The 19917-nt window shown below is 73.3% G+C and carries 15 protein-coding genes, 1 rRNA gene and 1 pseudogene; 5 read left to right on the top strand and 12 right to left on the bottom strand.

Annotated features, from left to right (window positions below):
* Nucleotides 1-300: 300 nt before the first annotated feature.
* The 3 genes from ACZ60J_RS24385 to ACZ60J_RS24375 all read left to right on the top strand — a co-directional run bounded on the left by ACZ60J_RS24385 (nucleotide 301) and on the right by ACZ60J_RS24375 (nucleotide 5385).
* Nucleotides 301-2106 (top strand): glycoside hydrolase family 15 protein, encoded by a 1806-nt coding sequence (locus ACZ60J_RS24385; RefSeq protein ID WP_469684925.1) that lies wholly within the window; start codon nucleotides 301-303, stop codon nucleotides 2104-2106.
* Nucleotides 2107-2175: 69 nt separating this feature from the next.
* Nucleotides 2176-3558: an FAD-binding protein gene (locus tag ACZ60J_RS24380; protein ID WP_469684923.1), complete on the top strand. Its 1383-nt coding sequence runs from the start codon at nucleotides 2176-2178 to the stop codon at nucleotides 3556-3558.
* 201 nt (nucleotides 3559-3759) lie between these two features.
* Nucleotides 3760-5385: a PucR family transcriptional regulator gene (locus tag ACZ60J_RS24375; RefSeq protein WP_469684921.1), complete on the top strand. Its 1626-nt coding sequence runs from the start codon at nucleotides 3760-3762 to the stop codon at nucleotides 5383-5385.
* Nucleotides 5386-5877: 492 nt separating this feature from the next.
* Here the strand turns inward: ACZ60J_RS24375 and ACZ60J_RS24370 are convergent, their stop codons facing one another.
* From ACZ60J_RS24370 to ACZ60J_RS24350, 5 genes are all read right to left on the bottom strand, one after another.
* Nucleotides 5878-6984, bottom strand: a complete 1107-nt coding sequence (locus ACZ60J_RS24370) for a glycosyltransferase family 4 protein (protein WP_469684919.1) — start codon at nucleotides 6982-6984, stop codon at nucleotides 5878-5880.
* 169 nt (nucleotides 6985-7153) lie between these two features.
* The gene (gene recN / locus ACZ60J_RS24365; protein ID WP_469685585.1) at nucleotides 7154-8881 is read right to left on the bottom strand and encodes a DNA repair protein RecN; all 1728 of its coding nucleotides are present in this window, start codon (nucleotides 8879-8881) and stop codon (nucleotides 7154-7156) included.
* 121 nt (nucleotides 8882-9002) lie between these two features.
* Complete coding sequence (locus tag ACZ60J_RS24360) at nucleotides 9003-9971, bottom strand: NAD kinase (RefSeq protein WP_469684918.1); 969 nt, start codon at nucleotides 9969-9971, stop codon at nucleotides 9003-9005.
* Nucleotides 9968-10783, bottom strand: a complete 816-nt coding sequence (locus tag ACZ60J_RS24355) for a TlyA family RNA methyltransferase (protein WP_469684916.1) — start codon at nucleotides 10781-10783, stop codon at nucleotides 9968-9970. Before ACZ60J_RS24355 ends, ACZ60J_RS24360 begins: the two co-directional genes overlap by 4 nt.
* Nucleotides 10784-10790: 7 nt before the next feature.
* Nucleotides 10791-11057 (bottom strand): hypothetical protein, encoded by a 267-nt coding sequence (locus ACZ60J_RS24350; RefSeq protein ID WP_469684914.1) that lies wholly within the window; start codon nucleotides 11055-11057, stop codon nucleotides 10791-10793.
* Between the two features lie 66 nt (nucleotides 11058-11123).
* Between ACZ60J_RS24350 and ACZ60J_RS24345 the strand changes: the two genes are divergently transcribed.
* Nucleotides 11124-11471, top strand: a complete 348-nt coding sequence (locus tag ACZ60J_RS24345) for an SCP2 sterol-binding domain-containing protein (RefSeq protein ID WP_469684912.1) — start codon at nucleotides 11124-11126, stop codon at nucleotides 11469-11471.
* A gap of 104 nt (nucleotides 11472-11575) precedes the next feature.
* On the opposite strand, the gene ACZ60J_RS24340 is transcribed toward ACZ60J_RS24345, so the two are convergent.
* The 4 genes from ACZ60J_RS24340 to ACZ60J_RS24325 all read right to left on the bottom strand — a co-directional run bounded on the left by ACZ60J_RS24340 (nucleotide 11576) and on the right by ACZ60J_RS24325 (nucleotide 15794).
* Nucleotides 11576-12397 carry an ABC transporter ATP-binding protein gene (locus ACZ60J_RS24340; RefSeq protein WP_469684910.1) on the bottom strand — a complete coding sequence of 274 codons (822 nt, stop codon included), beginning with the start codon at nucleotides 12395-12397 and terminating at the stop codon, nucleotides 11576-11578.
* Nucleotides 12398-12447: 50 nt separating this feature from the next.
* Entirely contained in the window at nucleotides 12448-13449 is a 1002-nt protein-coding gene (locus tag ACZ60J_RS24335) for a FecCD family ABC transporter permease (protein ID WP_469685583.1), read from the bottom strand.
* A 71-nt stretch (nucleotides 13450-13520) separates the two neighbouring features.
* Entirely contained in the window at nucleotides 13521-14564 is a 1044-nt protein-coding gene (locus tag ACZ60J_RS24330; RefSeq protein ID WP_469685582.1) for a FecCD family ABC transporter permease, read from the bottom strand.
* 168 nt (nucleotides 14565-14732) lie between these two features.
* A complete protein-coding gene (locus tag ACZ60J_RS24325) occupies nucleotides 14733-15794 on the bottom strand; it encodes an HAD-IIA family hydrolase (protein WP_469684909.1) in 1062 nt (353 codons plus the stop codon).
* Nucleotides 15795-15882: 88 nt separating this feature from the next.
* Here ACZ60J_RS24325 and ACZ60J_RS24320 point away from each other — a divergent pair, with 88 nt between their 5' ends.
* Nucleotides 15883-17154, top strand: coding sequence for a DUF1015 family protein (locus tag ACZ60J_RS24320; protein WP_469684907.1), 1272 nt, complete (start codon nucleotides 15883-15885; stop codon nucleotides 17152-17154).
* Nucleotides 17155-17236: 82 nt separating this feature from the next.
* Here the strand turns inward: ACZ60J_RS24320 and ACZ60J_RS24315 are convergent, their stop codons facing one another.
* The 3 genes and pseudogenes from ACZ60J_RS24315 to rrf form a co-directional block, all read right to left on the bottom strand.
* On the bottom strand, nucleotides 17237-18091 hold the full coding sequence (locus ACZ60J_RS24315) for a tetratricopeptide repeat protein (RefSeq protein WP_469685581.1): 855 nt from the start codon (nucleotides 18089-18091) through the stop codon (nucleotides 17237-17239).
* A gap of 297 nt (nucleotides 18092-18388) precedes the next feature.
* Nucleotides 18389-19489: pseudogene (locus tag ACZ60J_RS24310) on the bottom strand (hypothetical protein); the annotation flags it as partial.
* 141 nt (nucleotides 19490-19630) lie between these two features.
* Nucleotides 19631-19747: ribosomal RNA gene (gene rrf / locus ACZ60J_RS24305) — 5S ribosomal RNA — on the bottom strand.
* Nucleotides 19748-19917: the final 170 nt, after the last annotated feature.

Genomic DNA, 19917 nt, shown 5'->3' with positions numbered 1-19917 from the left:
CCGGCCACGCGGCGGGGGCGTCCTCGGGGGCCTGCGCGCGGTCCGTCACGCCGGCATCGCCGCCCCTCACCCGTTCGGCCGAACCTCATTGTCCCCAAGCTGACGGGGATCACTAGGGTGCCGTCTTGTCCCGCTCGGATATCGATCACATCCCTGCCGAGCGGCCCCGCGAACGGCGTAACCCGTCCGGTTCCGGAATCATGGGCTGGACGCGGTCATCCACATCACCGGAGAATCCGCGGCATCGCGCAATGCAAGCGCCCTTCGGGGCGGACGTGGCTGTTCGACTGGAGATGCAACGTGTCCGGGCGCATCGAGGATTACGCACTGATCGGCGACATGCAGACCGCGGCTTTGGTCTGCCGGGACGGGGCGGTGGACTGGCTGTGCCTGCCACGCTTCGATTCCCATGCCGTCTTCGCGAGCATTCTCGGCACCGAGGAACACGGGTTCTGGCGGATCGGCCCGACGTTCCCGGCCGGCGCCGAGGCCCCGCGTGCCACCCGGCGCCGCTACCGCGGTGACTCGCTGGTCCTGGAATCCGAGTGGGACACCCCGCGCGGCACGGTCCGCGTGATCGACTTCATGCCGCCCCGCGAGCACCACGCCCCGCAGATCATCCGCATCGTGGAGGGCATCAGCGGGCGCGTGCCCATGCGCTCGGCCCTGCGCATGCGCTTCAGCTACGGCCGGGTGGTGCCCTGGGTGCACCGGGTCGACGACCGCACCGTGGCCGTGGCGGGACCCGACTCGGTCTGGCTGGACACCGAGGCGCAGACGTACGGCAAGGACCTGACCACGTACTCCGACTTCACCGTCGGACCGGGCGACCGGAAGGCCTTCTGCATCAGCTGGCAGCCCTCGCACAAGGACGCCCCGCAGCCGCCCGACGCCGAGGAGGCCTTGGAGGCCACCACCGAGTTCTGGCGGGACTGGGTCGAGCAGTGCACGTACCACGGCCCCTACCGGGAGGCGGTGATCCGCTCGCTGATCACCCTCAAGGCGCTCACGTACGCCCCCACCGGCGGGATCGTCGCCGCGCCCACCACCTCCCTCCCGGAGGAGATCGGCGGGGTCCGCAACTGGGACTACCGCTACACCTGGCTGCGCGACGCCGCCATCACCCTGTCCTCGCTGCTGCGCACCGGCTACCGCGAGGAGGCCCGCGCCTGGCGCGAGTGGCTGCTGCGGGCGGTGGCCGGCGACCCGGAGAACCTGCAGATCATGTACGGGATCGCGGGCGAGCGGGAGCTCGGCGAGACCGAGCTCGACTGGCTGCCCGGGTACGAGAACTCCCGGCCGGTCCGGGTCGGCAACGGCGCCGCGGGCCAGCTCCAGCTCGACGTGTACGGCGAGGTCACCGAGGCCCTGCACCTGGGCCACATGACCGGCCTGGCGCGCAACGACTACGCCTCGCTGCTCCAGCTGAAGCTGATCCGCTACCTGGAGACCCACTGGGACCAGCCCGACGAGGGCATCTGGGAGGTGCGCGGCCCGCGCCGGCACTTCGTGCACTCGAAGGTGATGGCGTGGGTGGCCGTGGACCGCACGATCAAGCTGATCGAGAGCGGGGACGCGGACGGGCCCCTGGAGCGGTGGCGCGAGCTGCGCGACGAGATCCACCAGGACGTCTGCGAGAAGGGCTACGACAAGGAACGCAACACCTTCACGCAGTCCTACGGGTCCAAGGAGCTGGACGCCTCCCTCCTGCTGATCCCGCAGATGGGCTTCCTGCCGCCGGACGACAAGCGGGTGATCGGCACGATCGAGGCGATCCAGCGCGAGCTGTCGACCCCCGACGGCTTCATCCTGCGCTACCCGACCTCGGGCGAGGAGGCGGGCGTGGACGGTCTGCAGGGCGACGAGGGCGCCTTCCTGGCGTGCTCGTTCTGGATGGCGGACGACCTGGCGATGATCGGCCGGGTCGACGAGGCCCGGCGCCTCTTCGAGAAGCTGCTCGCGCTCCGCAACGACCTGGGCCTGCTGGCGGAGGAATGGGATCCGAAGCTCCAGCGCCAGGTGGGCAACTTCCCGCAGGCCTTCAGCCACGTCCCCCTGATCGACACGGCCCTGCGGCTGACGGCGAGCGGGGCGTACGGGGGCTGACTAACCTGGAGGAGTCGTAGGCCTTTCCGTACCTTCCGCACCTTCCGCACCTCCCGGAAGGGGGCAGCCATGGCTCCCCTGTCGAAGGCGGGCACGGCACTTGCCGAGCTCCGCGAGGATCTGTCCGGCGCCGTCCTGGTTCCGGAGGATCCGGGGTACGACGAGGCCCGCAGCCTCTACAACGGGATGATCGACCGCAGGCCGGCCGTCATCGCGCAGTGCGAGAGTGCGGTGGACGTGGCGACCGCCGTGCGCTTCGCCCGGCGGCTCGACCTGCCGGTCGCGGTGCGCGGCGGCGGCCACAGCGTGGCCGGGATGTCCCTGAACGACGGCGGCCTGGTCGTGGACCTGCGCCGGATGCAGGGGGTGACGGTCCATCCCGGGGCCTCGGCCGTCCGCGTCGAGGGCGGGGCCACGATGAGCCACCTGGACCGGGCCTGCGAGCGGTACGGGCTGGCGACCACCGGCGGCCGCGTCTCCACCACCGGGGTCGGCGGCTTCGTGCTGGGCGGCGGCACCGGGTGGCTGGACCGGAAGTTCGGCCTGGCGGTGGACAACCTGCTCGCCGTGGACCTGGTCACGGCCGACGGGGAGATGCTGACGGCGACCGAGGAGGACCACCCCGAGCTGTTCTGGGGGCTGCACGGCGGCGGCGGGAACTTCGGCGTCGCCACCGCGCTGACCCTGCGGCTGCACGAACTGCCGGCCATGTCCGTCGCGCTCCTGCTGTACCTGCCCGAGCACGGGCCCGAGATGGTCCGTACGTACCGGGACGTCATGGAGGACGGGCCGCGCGAGGCCGGCGGCGGCGCCATCTACCTGACCGGACCGCCCGAGGAGTTCGTCCCGCCGCACCTGGTCGGCCTGCTGCTGGCGGGCGCACTGGTCACCTACGCGGGGCCCGTGGAGGAGCTGCGCCGCCTCATCGCGCCGCTGCTGGCCGTTCCGCACGAGGCGGAGATGGTGACGGACATCCCCTACGCGGACCTCCAGTGCATGCTCGACGATCCGCCGGGCCTGCGGAACTACTGGTCGGCGGAGTACCTGACCGGTGCGCCCGACGCGTTCGTGGACGTGTTCTGCGCCCGCGCGGACTCCATGCCGGTGCCGAGCGGCACCCAGCACGTGGTGTGGCCCCAGGGCGGCGCGATCGCCGAGGGCCCGGCCGACTATCCGGTGTCCTTCCGCGACGCGCCCTGGGCGGTGCACCCGTTCGCCGCCTGGGAGGACCCGGCCGACGACGACCGCTGCCGCCAGTGGGTCAAGGACGTCCGCGCCGACGTCCGGCCCTGGAGCACCGGCGCGGTCTACCTCAACTTCACCGGGGACGAGGGCGGTGACCGGGTCGCGGCCGGCCTCGGTCCCGAGAACATGCGGCGGCTGGGCCGGCTGAAGCGGGAGTACGACCCGGACAACGTCTTCCGCTTCAACCACAACATCGCGCCCGCCTGAGGCCCCTCGGCCCGGAGGCGGAGCGCTCCACGGACGCGCCGAGGCACTCGCCCCCACCCCGGGTGACGTACGCCACAATCGACATGCGGTCCGATAATCGCCCTGCGGGGCCGACGAGTTGTCGGGCCGGACGGGGGGAGATGGAACCCCGTGACCGCCCGGTGATGTGCACGGAACAAGAGCCCCGGTAGCGTCCGGCATATGGACAATCAGGGCGGGATCACGGTTCAGCGGGCACTTGAGCTGCCGGGGCTGCGCAGCGGGCTCCCGGAGGTGGTGGCCTGCGCCGACCGGCTCGGCCGGACCGTGCGCTGGGTGCATGCCGGCGAGGTCCCCAACATCGCCTCCCTGCTCAAGGGCGGCGAGCTGCTGCTGACCACCGGCCTCGGCCTCGGCACCCGCCCCGCCGAGCAACGCGCCTTCGTACGCCGCCTCGCCGACCGGGGCATCGCCGCCCTGGTCGTCGAGCTGGGGCCCCGCTTCACCCGCCTCCCGGCGACCTTGGTGGAGACGGCGCGGACGGTCGGCCTCCCCCTCGTCCAGCTGCACCGGGAAGTCCCCTTCGTGACCGTCACGGAGGAGGTCCACACCGAGATCGTCAACGGGCACTACGCACTGCTCCAGCGGGCCGAGGAAGTCCACCGGCGCTGCACGGAAGCCCTGCTCGACGGCGGCGGCATCCCCCAAGTCCTGCACATCCTGGCCGACTTCACGGCCAACCCGGTCTTCCTGGAAACCCCCGACGGCCAACTGCTGTACGCGGCGGGCCCGGTCGCCGGCGAGGCAGCGGCGGACCCGCTCCAGGTGTGGGAGGGCCTGCGGGGCCAGCGCGACGCGGAGCCCTCCGGCAACTCCGTGGTGGTCGACGTCCCGGGAGGCGGCCGCGGCACCGGCTCGGTACGGGCCCGGCTGGTCCTGCTGGGTGTGTCCGCGCCGCTGCTGCCCGTGCACCGGATGGCGGCGGAGCGGACGGCCGGCGTACTGGCGGTCGTCCTGATGCAGGCCCGGCAGGAGGACGAGCTCGCGGCGCGCGGCCGCGGCGACTTCCTCACCGACCTCGCGGAGGGACGCATCTCGGCGGAGGACGCCCCCGCCCAGGCCCGCGTCCTGGGCTTCAAACCGGGTCCGGGCCCGCTCCTGCCCATCGTCATGCGGCTCTCCTCGGACCTGGCCCCTTCCGGCAACTGGGCCGTCCTGGCCCGGGCCGTCCTGGAGGAACTCGCCTCCGTCGGCGTCCCGGTGCTCCTCGGGGTCCGGCCGGTGGAGGGCCGCGTCCCCCTCCTGGTCTCCCTGCGCTCCGACGCCGAACGCACGACGGTCTCGGACCGGGTCGCGGCGGCCCTGCGGGCCGGCGTGGAGCGGGCGGGCCTGGACCGTGCGGGGGCCGCGCCGGCGGTGGTCGTCGGCGTGTGCGGCAGCTGGGCCACGGTCCCGGCGGGCCTGCGCCACGCCGCCGAGACCGCCACGGCCGCGCACGGCCTGCCGGCCCGCCCCTGGTACGACGCCCGCCGCCTGGACATCGACCTGCTCCTGTGGCGCCTGCGCGAGCACCCCGACCTGGCGGCCTTCGTGGACCGGGCGATCGGCGCCCTGCGCGTGCACGACACGGTCTCCCGCCCGCCGCTCCTGCCCACCCTGGAGACGTACCTGGCCCACGCGGGCCGCAAGGCGGAGACCGCGCGCGAGCTGCACCTGAACCGCCAGACCCTGTACAACCGCCTGGCCCGCATCTCGGAGCTCCTGGGCGCGGACCTGGACGACCCTGAAACCGTCCTCTCCCTGAGCCTGGCCCTCCGCGCCCGCCGCCACACCACGGCGCCTTCTTGACGCGGAGCACACCTCCCTGACGCGGAGCACACCTCCCTGACGCCCCGCACACCTCCCTGACGCGCCGCACCCCTCCCTGACGCGCCGCTCGCACCGCTGCGCGGGCTTCGGGTCGCTGCGCCGGACTCCGTCCGGCGGTGGCCGAGCGGGGTGCTCGCCCCTGCCGTCCCGGCGCGAGGCCCGGTGGGCGCGTGCGGCTGGGTCGGCCCTGCGGGGCGAGGTCCCCTACCCGCCCTTCGCCCGTTCCCCGGGCTGCGCCCGGCCCCCTCCTGGGGCTCCGCCCCAGACCCCGCGCCTCAAACGCCGGCGAGGCTGAATCGTTCCGGCGGAGCCGGACAATCCAGCCCGTCCGGCGTTTGAGGACCGGGGGTCCGGGGGCTGGCCCCCGGCGACGGCGCCGCACGCGGCAACGGGGTCCGGGCGGAGCCCGGGGAACGGTGGAAGGGCAGGTAGGGGACTCGGCGACGCGCAGCGGAACACCCGCAGCCGGGGCTAGCGGCGACGCGAGGTCAGTTCGTCGTACACCGACAGGACTTGCGCCACGGTGTCGTCCTCCGACGGCCACGTCATCGCCTGGGCCCGCCCGGCCAGCGCCAGCTCCCCCCGCCGCACGGGATCCGCCAGCAGCCCGGCCACCCCAGCGGCCAGCGCCCCCGCGTCCCCGTAGGGCACCAGCACACCCGCCGCCCCCACCAGCTCCGGCACGCCGCCCACCGCCGTCGCCACCAGCGGCACGCCCCTCCGCAGAGCCTCCTGCGCGAGCGGCGACCGCGCCTCCCACCGGCTCGGCAGCACGGCGACATCGGCCGCCGCCAGCAGCCGCGCGGCATCCCGCCGCTGCCCGAGCAGCCGCACCGGCAGGCGCTCCGCCTGGATGCGCCGCGTGAGCTCCGCCCGCATCGGCCCCTCTCCGGCGATGACCAGGAGGGGCATCGGGTCCAGGTCGCGCCATTCGCGCGCAGCGTCCAGCAGTACGGAGTACCCGCGCCGCGGCACCAGGCTCCCGACCGCGATCAGCAACGGCCGCTCCACCGCTCCGAGTTCCGCCCGCAGCTTTCCGTGGTCCGGAGCCTCCCAGGACCCGGCGGACCCGGAGGGTCCAGAAGCCCCCGAAGCCCCTTCCGCGGCAGGCACGGCCACCGCCGCCAGCCGCGCGTCCCGCGCCCCCCGCAGCCGGGCCATGTCAACCTGCGCCGAGGAGGCGCCGAGGACGATCGCCGCGGCCCGCGCGACGTGCCGTTCCAGGAGCAGGCTCAGGCGGCTGCTGCCGGGGCCGCCGCCGTGCCAGCTCACGACCAGGGGGACCCGCCGCCCGCGCAGGGCCAGCGCCGCGCGCATGCCCGCCCGTACGCCGTGCGCGTGCACCACGTCGGCCTCGAAGCACGCGGCCCGCAGGGCGCTCACCGCGTCGGGGGTGAACCGCGCCCCGGCGCCGGTGAAGTCGTACTCCCCCTCGGTCTCGACGGGTCCGCACACGGTGACCCGTACGCCGCGCGCGGCGAGCCCGGTGGCCAGCGACCGCACGTGCGCACCACCGCTCGCGCCGCCGAGCACCTGAACGGTGCGAAGGACGGGGACGGGGGCCGGGGAGCTGCTCACGGGCCGAAGCTCCAGGGTGAGGGAGAAGGGCAGGGACGTCGCTCAGAATGCCAGTCCGCACGCGCGTTCCGGGACCATACGGGTACGGATCCCGGGTGAGATACCGCCCCGCACCCCCGATCCTCACCCACACGGGCTAGCCGGGCGTCAGCCTGGTGACGCCCGCGCCCTACTCCGGACCCCGGGCCGCCGCGAGCAGTTCCTCCGCGTGCGCCCGCGCCGACGCCGAGTCCTCGTGGCCGGCCAGCATCCGCGACAGCTCGCGGATCCGGTCCTCGCCCTCCAGGACGGTGACGCCGCTGCGGGTCACGGACCCGTCGTTGGTCTTCTCGACCAGCAGCTGCCGGTCCGCGAAGGCCGCCACCTGCGGCAGGTGCGTGACGACGACCACCTGGGCCGACTTGGCCAGCTTCGCGAGCCGCCGTCCGACCTCGACCGCGGCCTTGCCGCCGACGCCCGCGTCGACCTCGTCGAAGAGGTAGGTGGGCACCGGGTCGGAGCCCGCGAAGACGACCTCGACGGCGAGCATCACCCGGGACAGCTCGCCGCCCGAGGCGCCCTTGGCGATCGGTCGCGGCTGGGCTCCGGGGTGCGGGGCCAGCAGCAGTTCGACCTCGTCGGCGCCGGAGGGCCCGTACGCGACGAGCCGGCCGCCGACCTCGACCCCCTCGGGGTCCTCGGTCTGCCGGACGTCGATGGTGACCCGTGCGTGCGGCATCGCCAGGGAGGCCAGCTCCTCGGTGACCGCCGACGCGAAGCGGGTCGCCGCCTCGTTCCGGGCGTCGGTCAACGCCTGCGCCAGTGCGGAGAGTTCCAGCCGCAGTCCGTCGCGCTCCGCGGTCAGCTCGTCGATCCGCTCGTCGTCGCCGTCGAGCTCCAGCAGCCGTACGGAACCGCGTTCGGCCCACTCCAGCACGGAGTCCACCCCGATCTCGGTGGACCCGTACTTCCGGATCAGCTGGGTCAGCGCCGCCCGCCGCTCCTCCACGGCTGCCAGCCGCAGCGGATCGGCGTCCAGGTCGTCCGCGTACCCGGCGAGTTCCCCGGCCACGTCCCCGAGCAGGATGCCCAGTTCCCCGATCCGCTCGGCGAGCGCGCCGAGCGCCGGGTCGTGGGTGCGTACGGATTCCAGTGCGCGGTGCGCCCCGGCGACGAGCGCGCCCGCGTCGACGCCCTCGGGGTCCTCGACGTTGCCGGCGAGGGCCGCGTGCGCGACCTGGGCGGCCGAGGACAGGGATTCGGCGTGCCCGAGGCGCTCGGCCTCCGCCGCCAGCTCGGTGTCCTCGCCGGAGAGCGGTTCCACGGCGGCGATCTCGTCGAGCCCGAAGCGGAGCAGATCGGCCTCCTGGGCGCGTTCCCGGGCCCGGGTGGTGATCTCCTCCAGCTCTCCCGCGACGGCGCGCAGCCTGCGGTGCGCTGCCGCGTACTTCTCCAGCGGGACGGCGACGGCGTCGCCCGCGTACCGGTCGAGGGCCTGGCGCTGCCGGGCGGGCCGGAGCAGGCCCTGCTGGTCGGTCTGGCCGTGGACGGCGACGAGGTCGTCGGCGAGTTCGGCGAGCAGGCCGACGGGCACGGAGCGGCCGCCGACGTGGGCGCGTGAGCGGCCCTCGGCGGAAACGGTCCGGCTGATCAGCAGGGCGCCGTCGTCGAGCTCGGCACCGGCCTCCTCGGCGCGCAGCGCCGCGGGGGCGTCCGGGCGCATGACGATGCGCCCTTCGACGACCGCCGCCTTGGCCCCGATCCGCACCAGGGCGGGGTCGGCGCGCCCGCCGAGCAGCAGCCCGAGGCTGGTGACGACCATGGTCTTGCCCGCGCCGGTCTCGCCGGTCACCGCGGTGAAACCGGGTGACAGCTCGACCACAGCGTCGTCGATGACCCCGAGCGACCGTATCCGCATCTCCTCAAGCACGGGACGACGATACCGAGGTTTCATGGGTGCCATGTGACGTCACCCGCCCGAACCCGCTCGAACAACCATGCTATTTACGTACGCGCGATGCAGGCAGGCCCCTACGGCCCTAGTGCGGGGCTCCGCGCCATCCGGACACCGGCAGCGCGAACTTCGCGACGAGCCGGTCCGTGAACGACGCGTGGTGCAGCCGGGCGAGCCGCACCGGCACCGTCCCCCGCCGGACCTCCACCCGGGCCCCGGCCGGCAGCTCCACCGTCCGCCGCCCGTCGCACCACAGCACCCCGTGCGGGGTCCCGGTCTGCACCTCCACGGCCAGGACCGAATCCGGCGAGGTCACCAGCGGCTTCGCGAACAGCGCGTGCGCACTGATCGGCACCATCAGCAGCGCCTCCACCTCCGGCCAGACCACCGGCCCGCCGGCCGAGAAGGCGTACGCCGTCGAGCCCGTCGGCGTCGCGCAGACGATCCCGTCGCAGCCGAAGCCGGACACCGGGCGCCCGTCGATCTCCAGGACCACCTCGAGCATCCGCTCCGGGGACACCTTCTGGACGGCCGCCTCGTTCAGCGCCCAGTCCCGGTGCAGCACATCCCCGTTGGTCCGCACGATCACATCGAGGGTCATCCGCTCCTCGACCTCGTAGTCGCGCGTCACGACCCGGTCCACGACCTTGTCCAGGTCGTCCCGCTCCGCCTCCGCGAGGAAGCCCACCCGGCCCAGGTTGACGCCGAGCATCGGCACCCCGGAACCGCGCGCGAACTCCGCGCCGCGCAGCAGCGTCCCGTCGCCGCCGAGCACGATGAGCAGCTCGCACCCGTCGAGCACCTGCGGGGTGCACTCGGACTCGGCCACCAGCTCCACCTCGGGCGGCAGCGGCAGGTCCACCGCCTCGTGCCGCAGCACCCGTACGCCCAGCCCGCTGCGCAGCAGGCCCTGCACCACCAGCTCGGCACTGCGGATGGCCGCGGGCCGCCCGGTGTGCGCGAGCAGGAAGACGGTCCGCCTCCCCGACTTCCCCGGCTCCCCCGGCTTCCGCGACTCCCCCGGCCGTGCCGGGTCCCCCGAAAGATCACTCACTGCGGCCCCTCCGCCACTGCACGGTCAACATCCGCCGGGTCGAGTGCCGGTGCCCCCGCCCGCAGCCACAGAAAATACTCGACGTTGCCCGACGGGCCCGGAAGCGGGCTCGCGGTCACCCCGAGCACGCCCAGGCCCAGCTTCCACGCCTGCGCCGCGACGTCCCGGACGGCCTCGGCGCGCAGCTCCGCACTGCGCACCACGCCACCGCTGCCGAGCCGCTCCTTGCCGACCTCGAACTGCGGCTTGACCATCAGCACCAGATCCGCGTCGGGCGCGCAGCAGCGTACGAGCGCGGGCAGCACCAGCCCGATCGAGATGAAGGAAAGATCGCCGACGACCAGATCGACGGGCACCCCGTCGATCAGCTCCACCGTCAGCTCGCGGACGTTCGTACGGTCCTTGACGGTGACCCGGTCGTCGCTCTGCAGGGACCAGGCGAGCTGCCCGTAGCCCACGTCGACGGCCATCACGTGCGCCACACCGGCGCGCAGCAGCACGTCGGTGAACCCTCCGGTCGAGGCGCCCGCGTCCAGCGCCCGGCGGCCCTCCACGCGCAGCCCCTGGGGCTGGAAGGCCGCGAGCGCCCCCGCCAGCTTGTGGCCGCCCCGGGAGACGTAGTCGGGGTCGCTGTCGTCCTTGAGGACCACGAGGGCCGCGCTGGTCTCGACCTGGGTGGCCGGCTTCGTCGCCGTATTGCCGCCCACGGTCACCCGGCCGGCGGCGATCAGCTGCGCGGCGTGCTCGCGCGAGCGGGCCATGCTGCGGCGTACCAGTTCGGCGTCCAGGCGGCGGCGTGCCACTCCTGCCACGATCGGTTCAGCTCCTGTTTTCGTGCGGACGGGGGCCTTCGGTCGCGTCCAGCGCGGTCAGCGCGGAGCGCAGCCCCCTGTGCACATCCTCGTACACCTCGACGTGTCCGTCCGCCGGGAGGTGGTCCACGTCCGCCAGCCGCTCCAGCGCGGCGTCCGCCCCGGCGTGCCCGGTGGGAGTGCGTACGAGGCCCAGCGCGACCGGCCCGTCGGGCTCGGCCGGGGCTTCGTCCGGCTCCTGGGCCCGGGCCGCGGCGGGTACTTCTTCGTTCATGCCCCCGACGCTACCGCGTAGGGTGCCCGCGACGGCGTGCGGCTCTGCGGTACGGTCGGGATCACGATGGCTACGATCGAGGAGTGCCGTACGGCACTCGACCAACTCTCCGACAACCTGGCGCGGGCCGAAGGCGACGTGCGCGGTGCGACCGCGCTCGACCGCTCGCTGAGCTGCCACATCACCGACCTGGACCGGACCTTCACGGGCCGCCTCGACGGGGGCCGGATCCGCGTGGACGCGGTGGCCCCCGGCCCGCCGTCCGCCAAGGCCGAGATCCGGCTCGCGATGACCGGTGACGATCTCGTCGCCCTGGTCGCCGGCGACCTGAAGTTCCCGAAGGCCTGGGCCTCGGGCCGCGTCCGCCTGGAAGCAGGCTTCCGCGACCTCCTCCGCCTCAAGAGCCTGCTCTGACCCCGAGAACCAGCCCCGTCGGCGTTTGAGGCGCGGGGCCCGGGGCGGAACCCCGGCAACGGCGCCGCACCTGCGCGCCCGCGCCGGCTCGCCGCCGCAGCCACCTACCCCACCGCGCGAGCAACCCTCGCCGCGGGGATCACCAGCGGCGTTCCCGTCTCCGGGTCCGCGATGACCTGGCACCGCAGCCCGAACACCCGCTCCACCAGCTCCGCCGTGACCACCTCGGCCGGCGGCCCCTCCGCCACGACCTTCCCGTCCCGCATCGCGATCAGGTGGGTGGCGTAGCGGGCCGCATGGTTCAGGTCGTGCAGGACGGCGACCAGCGTCCGCCCCTGCTCCTCGTGGAGCTCCGCGCAGAGGTTCAGTACCTCGATCTGGTGCTGGATGTCCAGGTAGGTCGTCGGCTCGTCCAGCAGCAGCAGCGGCGTCTGCTGCGCCAGCGCCATCGCGATCCACACCCGCTGGCGCTGCCCGCCCGACAGCTCGTCCACTGCCCGGTCCGCGAGCTCGGCGACCCCCGTGGAGGCCATCGACTCGTTCACGATGCGCTCGTCGTCCGCCGACCACTGCCGCAGCAGCCCCTGGTGCGGATAGCGGCCGCGCGAGACCAGGTCCGACACGGTGATCCCGTCCGGGGCGATCGAGGACTGCGGCAGCAGCCCCAGCGTCCGGGCCACCTTCTTCGCCGGCATCGACCCGATGGCCTGACCGTCCAGCAGCACCCGTCCCTGCGAAGGCTTCAGCATCCGCGACAGGGCGCGCAGCAGGGTGGACTTGCCGCAGGCGTTGGGCCCGACGATCACCGTGAAGGAGTGGTCGGGTATCTCCACCGACAGGTTCTCGGCGATGACCCGCTGGTCGTAGCCGAGGGTCACGTTCTCCGCGGTCAGCCGCTGCACTTGCCTGCTCCTCTGGTTGCTCATGCCCCTCCGGTCCCCCTGCTCGTTCTGCTCCCCCGACTCCCCCGGCTTCCTCATATGCGTCCCGCCCTGCGCTCGGTGACGAGCAGCCAGAGCAGGTAGCAGCCGCCGACCAGCCCCGTCACCACGCCCACCGGCAACTGGTCGGCGCCGAAGGCCCGCTGTGAGGCCCAGTCGGACACCAGCAGCAGGAGTGCGCCCATCAGCGCGCCGGTCAGCAGGTTCGCCCCGGGCGAGCGGGTCAGCCGGCGGGCGAGCTGCGGCGCGGCCAGCGCGACGAAGCTGATCGGCCCGGCCGCGGCGCTGGCCGCGGTGGTGAGCAGGATCGCCGCCACCATCAGCAGCAGCCGGGTCCGCTCCACCCGCACCCCGACCGCGTACGCCGCGTCGTCGCCCATCTCGATCATCCGCAGGGCCCGGCTCTGGCCGAGGACCAGCGGGAACAGCACCGCGCAGGTCGCCAGCAGCGGCCAGACCTGCGCCCAGTCCCGGCCGGCCAGCGAGCCGGTCAGCCAGACCATCGCGCGGGTGGCCTCGACGAGCTGCGCCTTCGTCAGCAGGTACTGGATGACGGCGGTCAGCATCGCGGAGGCACCGATGCCGACGAGGACCAGCCGGTAGCCCTGGATGCCCTGCTTGTACGCGAGGAGGTACACGGCGATTCCGGCCACCAGCCCGCCCGCGAGGGCCCCGCCGGCCACCTCCGCGGCACTGCCGTGGAACAGCACGATGACGAGCAGCGCGCCGACGGCCGATCCGTAGCCGAAGCCGAGTACGTCGGGCGAGCCGAGCGGGTTGCGCGAGACGGACTGGAAGACGGCGCCGGCCATGCCGAGGGCCGCGCCCACCAGGACGCCGACCAGGACCCGCGGCAGCCGCAGGTCGTTGACGATGAACTCGTGCGCGGGCGCACCGTTGCCCAGCAGTGTCTGTACGACGTCCCACGGGGCGATGTCGAAGTCGCCGGTGCCGATGAGCAGGACGGCCACCGCCAGCGTGAGGACCAGGAGCAGCGCCCCCACGCCGAGCGCGCGCCGCTCCAGGCGCAGCGACATCCCGCCGGGCAGGCGCACCGGCCGGGGCCCGCTCCGGCCCCCGCGCGCCGGGCGGGGTGCGTCGGTCAGTGTCACAGCTGGGCCATCCTCTTGCGCCGGACGAGGTAGATGAAGACGGGGCCGCCGATCAGCGCGGTGACGATGCCGACCTGGAGTTCGGCGGGCCGGGTGACGACCCGGCCGATGACGTCGGCGCCGAGCAGCAGGACGGGCGAGAGCACCGCCGAGTACGCGAGCACCCAGCGCATGTCCGGGCCGGTGAAGAACCGTACGAGGTGCGGGATCATCAGGCCGACGAAGACGATCGGCCCGCAGGCCGCGGTCGCGGCCCCGCAGAGCAGGGTGATGGCGATCATCGCGCCGATCCGGGTCCGCGTCAGGTGCGCGCCGAGCGCCCGCGCGGTGTCGTCGCCCATGGCCATGGCGTTGAGCGGCCGGCCCAGGCAGAGCGCGAGGACCGCGCCGACCACCAGGAAGGGCGCCACCTGACGGACGGTGTCCATGTTCGCGGAGGCCAGCGAGCCCACGGTCCAGAAGCGGAGCTTGTCCAGCGCCTTGCTGTCCATCAGCTGCACGGCGTTGATGTATCCGACGAGGGCCGCGGTGGCCGCCGTACCGGCGAGCGCCAGCCGGACGGGCGTGGCGCTGCGGCTGCCGCCGAGCACGTACACGACCACGGAGACCACGGCGGCGCCGAGGAAGGCCCACCAGACGAACTCGCCGAGCGAGGAGGCCCCGAAGAAGCTGATGGCCGATACGACGGCGGCCGCGGCCCCCGCGTTGACGCCGAGGACGCCCGGTTCCGCCAGCGGGTTGCGGGTCAGGGCCTGCATCACCGCGCCGGAGAGCCCGAGCCCGAGGCCGACGAGCACGCCGAGGAGGGTCCGCGGGACCCTCAGGTCCCGTACGACGACGTCGGAGACCGTCCCGGAGTAGTGGAACAGGCCGTGCCAGACCTCGTGGAGGGGCATCTGCTTGGCGCCGACGGCGATGCTCGCCACCACGACGATCGCGAGCACGCCGAAGGCGGCGAGCAGACCGGCGGCTCGCGCACCGTGGCGCGAGCGGGTGGCGACGGCCGGCGCCGCACTCGGTTCGGGGGGACTCTCAACCAACACAGAGGTTAGGCTAACCTACCTTCCCGGACCCCCAGCTCCCCCGAACAGCCCTCCGGCCAGGCCTTGAGTCCCGACGGTTCACCCCAAGGACCAGCCCAAAGCCCACCCCACGGACCGCCGGGCACCACGGCCGTCCACCGGCCCGGGCAAGGGACCGGCGCCCCCTTACAGCCCGAGCCGGGCCAGCGCCTTCCCCGCGTCCAGCCCGCACGAGCCGTCCCCGGCCTGCGTCCAGGCCGCCGCACACAGCGCCCGCAGCCCGTCCATCGCGCCGTCGGCGCCCGCACCCTCCGGTCCGGCCTCCTCCCCGCGCAGCTCCAGTACGCCGTCCAGCGCCACGGCGGTCCAGCTCCCGCAGCGGAACCCGCCCCCGGGCGCCGCAACCACCTCCGGCTGCCCGGTCAGCAGCCCGCGCAGGTCCCGGTCCACGTACGTCGGCCGGTACTTCGGCTCGGCCCGCAGCAGCTGCGCCCCGTCCGTCACCCCGGTCAGCACCAGCAGCGAGTCCACGTCCCCGTTGAAGGCGCCCTCGATGTCGGTGTCCAGCCGGTCGCCGACCACCAGCGGCCGCTTCGCCCCGGTCCGCAGTACGGTCTCGCGGTGCATGGGGGGCAGCGGCTTGCCCGCCACCTGCGGCTCCGCGCCCGTGGCGATCCGTACGACCTCCACGGCGGCCCCGTTGCCCGGCGCGATCCCCCGCGCCCCGGGAATCGTCAGATCGGTGTTGGAGGCGTACCACGGCACCCCGCGGTTGATCGCGTACGAGGCCTCCGCGAACCGCGACCACTGCAGGTCGGGCCCTCCGTACCCCTGGACCACCGCGGCGAGCCCCTCCTCCTCGGCGGAGTCCACCGGCACCAGCCCGCGTTCGCGCAGGGCGACCCGCAGCCCCTCGCCGCCGATCACCAGCACCTTCGACCCGGGCTCCACCTGCTCGGCGATGAGACGGGCCACCGCCTGCGCGGAGGTGATCACCTCGCCGGCCTCCGTCGGGATCCCCAGCTCGCTCAGGTGCTCGGCGACCGCGTCCGGGGTGCGCAGCGCGTTGTTCGTCACGTACGCCAGGTGCATCCCGTCGGCCCGCGCCGCGGCAAGGGAGTCCACGGCGTGCGCGATGGCCTCACCGCCCGCGTACACCACCCCGTCGAGGTCCAGCAGGGCCGTGTCGTACGCCTGGTGCAGACTCCGCTCGCTGCCCGCGGGAAGGGTCCTGCTCTGCCGCGTCATGGTGTCGGCTCCTCATGCGATCGATCTTGTCCGGTTTCCGTACTCCCCCGATCATCCCGCATGGCGAGACGCGTCTTACGATGCACCAATGACCACATCTGGCACCGCGGACCACGGACTGCGCCTGATCCCGTTCCACGGCCTGCGCTATGTCCCCGAGCGCGTCGGCAGCCTGGCCGCCGTGACCTCGCCGCCGTACGACGTGGTCGTGCGCCCCGACGGACTCAACCACCTGGAGTCCGCCGACCCCCACAACATCGTCCGCCTGATCCTCCCGCAGGCCGACACCCCCGCCGCCCGCAACCAGCAGGCGGCGCACACACTGCGCGACTGGCTCGCGGAGGGCATCCTCAGCGCCGACCCCGTGCCCGCGCTCTACGTCTACGAGCAGCGCCGGGGCGATCTCCTCCAGCGCGGGGTCATCGGGGCCCTCGCCCTCTCCGCCGCCGAAGCCGGGATCGTCCTCCCCCACGAGGACGTCATGCCGCACGTGGTCACCGACCGCGCCGGGCTGATGCGCGCCACCTCGGCCAATCTCGAACCGCTCCTCCTGACCTACCTCGGCGATGATCCGGCGGCGGGCGCGGCCGCGGTCGTCGAGCGCACCGCCCGCTCCACGCCGCTGTTCTCCACCACCACGGAAGACGGCTTCCAGCACCGGCTGTGGGCCGTCACGGACCCCGCCGACCTGGCGGCGATCACCACCGACCTGGGCGACCGCCAGGCCCTGATCGCCGACGGCCACCACCGCTGGGCGACGTACCTGCGCCTCCAGGAGGAGCACGGCTCCCCCACCCCCTGGGACTTCGGCCTGGTCCTCCTCGTCGACACCGTCCGCTACCCGCTCCAGGTCCGCGCGATCCACCGGCTGCTCCGGCGCCTGCCCCCGGCCGACGCGCTGGCCGCCCTCGACGGCCGCTTCCGGGTCCGCACCGTCGAGGGCCCGCTGCCGACGGCCATGGCGGCCCTGGCCGAGGCCGCGGAGCTCGGCAACGCCTTCCTGCTCACCGGCGACGGCAGCTTCCACCTGGTCACCGACCCCGAGCCGGCCCTGATCGAGCGCACGGTCCGCGGCGACCGCCCCGAGGCCTGGCGCCGACTGGACGCCACCGTCCTCCACGCCACCCTGCTCGACACCCTCTGGTCCGTCCCCGACGCCCCCGACCAGATCTCGTACATCCACGACACCGAGGCCACCATCGAGATGGCGGAGCGCCTGGGGGGAACGGCCGTCCTGCTGCACCCCGTACGCGAGTCGGTCGTACGGGAACTGGCCCGCCAGGGCGTGACGATGCCCCGCAAGTCCACCTCCTTCGGCCCCAAGCCGGCCACCGGCCTGGTCCTGCGCAGCGTGGACTGACGGACCCCGCACCAACGAAAAAAGGGCGGTACCCCCATCGGGGGTACCGCCCTTCTCAGTTCACTCGGCCGTCGTCACGGACTCAGGCCTCGCGACGCCCGTCGTCCTGACGGTCGTCGTCCTCGTCCTCGTCGAGAACGACGATCTCGTCGGTGGCGTCGACCTCCGCATCGAGGTCGCCCTCGTACTCGTCGTCGTCCTCGTCGTAGTACTCGGCCTGGTCCGAGGCACGCTCGGCCGCCGCGACCTCGGGGTCGTCGTCGTCCTCGTCGTCGAACTCGTCCTCGACGTCCAGGTCCGAGTCCTCGTGGCCGTCGACGTCGGAGGCGTCGACGAACTCGACACCGTCCAGCTCGGCGAGACGGTCGGAGGCGTCCGTGGCCCCGTCCTTGTCGGCCTCGAGGGTCTTGGCGAACCACTCGCGCGCCTCGTCCTCACGACCGGCCGCCAGCAGGGCGTCGGCGTAGGCGTACCGCAGACGCGCGGTCCACGGCTGCACGGAGTTGGAGGCCAGCTCCGGGCTCTGCAGGGTGACGATGGCAGCGTCCAGCTGGTCCATGTCCCGGCGGGCGCCGGCGGCCACGAGCCGCATCTCGACCTGACCGGCCTTGTCCAGCTTCTGCACCTCGGGCTCGCCGGCCATGGCCAGCGCCCGCTCCGGACGACCGAGGCCGCGCTCGCAGTCGGCGATGACGGGCCACAGCTCGACCGAACCGGTCATCCGCTTGGCGGCGCGGAACTCCGCGATCGCCTCGGCGTACTTCTGGTTGGCGTACGCGGCGAAGCCGGCGGCCTCGCGCACGGCGGCGACACGGGAGGCCAGACGCAGGGCGATGCGCGAGTACGCGTACGCCTTCTCCGGGTCCTCGTCGATCAGCCGGGCCACCATGACCAGGTTCTTGGAGACCTCCTCGGCCAGCCCCTTGGGCAGGCTCAGCAGCTCCTGGCGAACGTCGGAGTCGATCTCGAAACCGGTGACGTCCTCGTCGATGGGAAGCCGCTTGATCGGGTCGCGGTCCGCACGGAAGTCACGGTCGCCACCACGGTCGTCACGACCCCGGAACCCACCCCGGTCGCCGCCCCGGTCGTCACGACGGGGGTAGGAGGGACGGTCGCCACCGCGGTCATCGCGACGGAACCCACCGCGGTCGTCATCACGACGCGGGTAGGACGGACGGTCGTCGCGACGCGGGTACGAGGGACGGTCACCGCGGTCGTTCCCACGGAAGCCACCACCGGAGGGGCGGTCGCCGCGGTCGTCACGGCGGAAGCCACCGCCGGAGGGACGGTCCCCACCACGGTCGTCACGACGGGGGTAGGACGGACGGTCGCCACCGCGGTCATCGCGACGGAACCCACCGCGGTCGTCGTCGCGACGCGGGTACGAGGGACGCTCGCCGCGGTCGTCGCGACGGAAGCCACCACCGGAGGGACGGTCGTCACGACGGGGGTAGGAGGGACGGTCGCCGCCGGAAGGACGGTCATCGCGGCGCGGGTACGACGGACGGTCGCCACCACGGTCGTCACGGCCGCCACGGAACCCACCACGGTCGTCATCACGACGCGGGTACGAGGGGCGGTCGCTCCGGTCGTCGCGACGGAAGCCACCACCGGAGGGACGGTCGTCACGACGCGGGTAGGACGGACGGTCGCCACCGGAGGGGCGGTCGTCACGGCGCGGGTACGACGGACGGTCTCCGCCGCGGTCGTCACGGCCGCCACGGAACCCGCCGCGGTCGTCATCACGACGCGGGTAGGACGGACGGTCGTCGCGACGCGGGTACGAGGGACGGTCACCGCGGTCGTTCCCACGGAAGCCACCACCGGAGGGGCGGTCGCCGCGGTCGTCACGGCGGAAGCCACCGCCGGAGGGACGGTCCCCACCACGGTCGTCACGACGGGGGTAGGAGGGACGGTCGCCGCCACGGTCGTCACGGCCACCACGGAACCCACCGCGGTCGTCATCACGACGGGGGAAGGAGGGGCGGTCGCCGCGGTCGTCGCGACGGAAGCCGCCACCGGAGGGACGGTCGTCACGACGCGGGTAAGACGGACGGTCGCCGGCCGGACGACCGCCACGGTCATCGCGGCGGAAGCCACCACCGGTGGGACGGTCGCCACCACGGTCGTCGCGACGCGGGTACGACGGACGGTCGCCGGCCGGACGGCCACCACGGTCGTCACGACGGAAGCCACCACCGGTGGGACGGTCGTCGCGACGGAACGGCGGACGGTCGCCGCCACGGTCGTCACGGCCCCCGCGGTAGCCGCCCCTGTCACCGCCGTCGTTGCGACGAGGCTCGCGCTCCGGACGATCGTCGGGAGAGTTGGACATGGGTGTGACTCCTGTCTTCGGGGTACCGCTAGTCATTCTCGCGCAACCAACCCATGGCCGCGCTTCGGCGAAAAGCTCTGGAAAACAAAAAGGACCCTTGGTCCAGCGTTGAACGCTGGACCAAGGGTCCTTTGAAAAATTGTTCGGCGGCGTCCTACTCTCCCACAGGGTCCCCCCTGCAGTACCATCGGCGCTGAAAGGCTTAGCTTCCGGGTTCGGAATGTAACCGGGCGTTTCCCTAACGCTATGACCACCGAAACCCTAATCGGTTTCGAGCGAACAAGCACACTTTGTAGTTATGTTCTAGCTCTAGAAACCAGCAACCGTTCGTTGCTTCAGAACTAACACAGTGGACGCGAGCAACTGAGGACAAGCCCTCGGCCTATTAGTACCAGTCAGCTCCACCCGTTACCGGGCTTCCACATCTG

It is taken from the genome of Streptomyces sp. NPDC104226, assembly GCF_055584085.1.
This window is presented reverse-complemented; position numbering and strand designations above follow the sequence as displayed.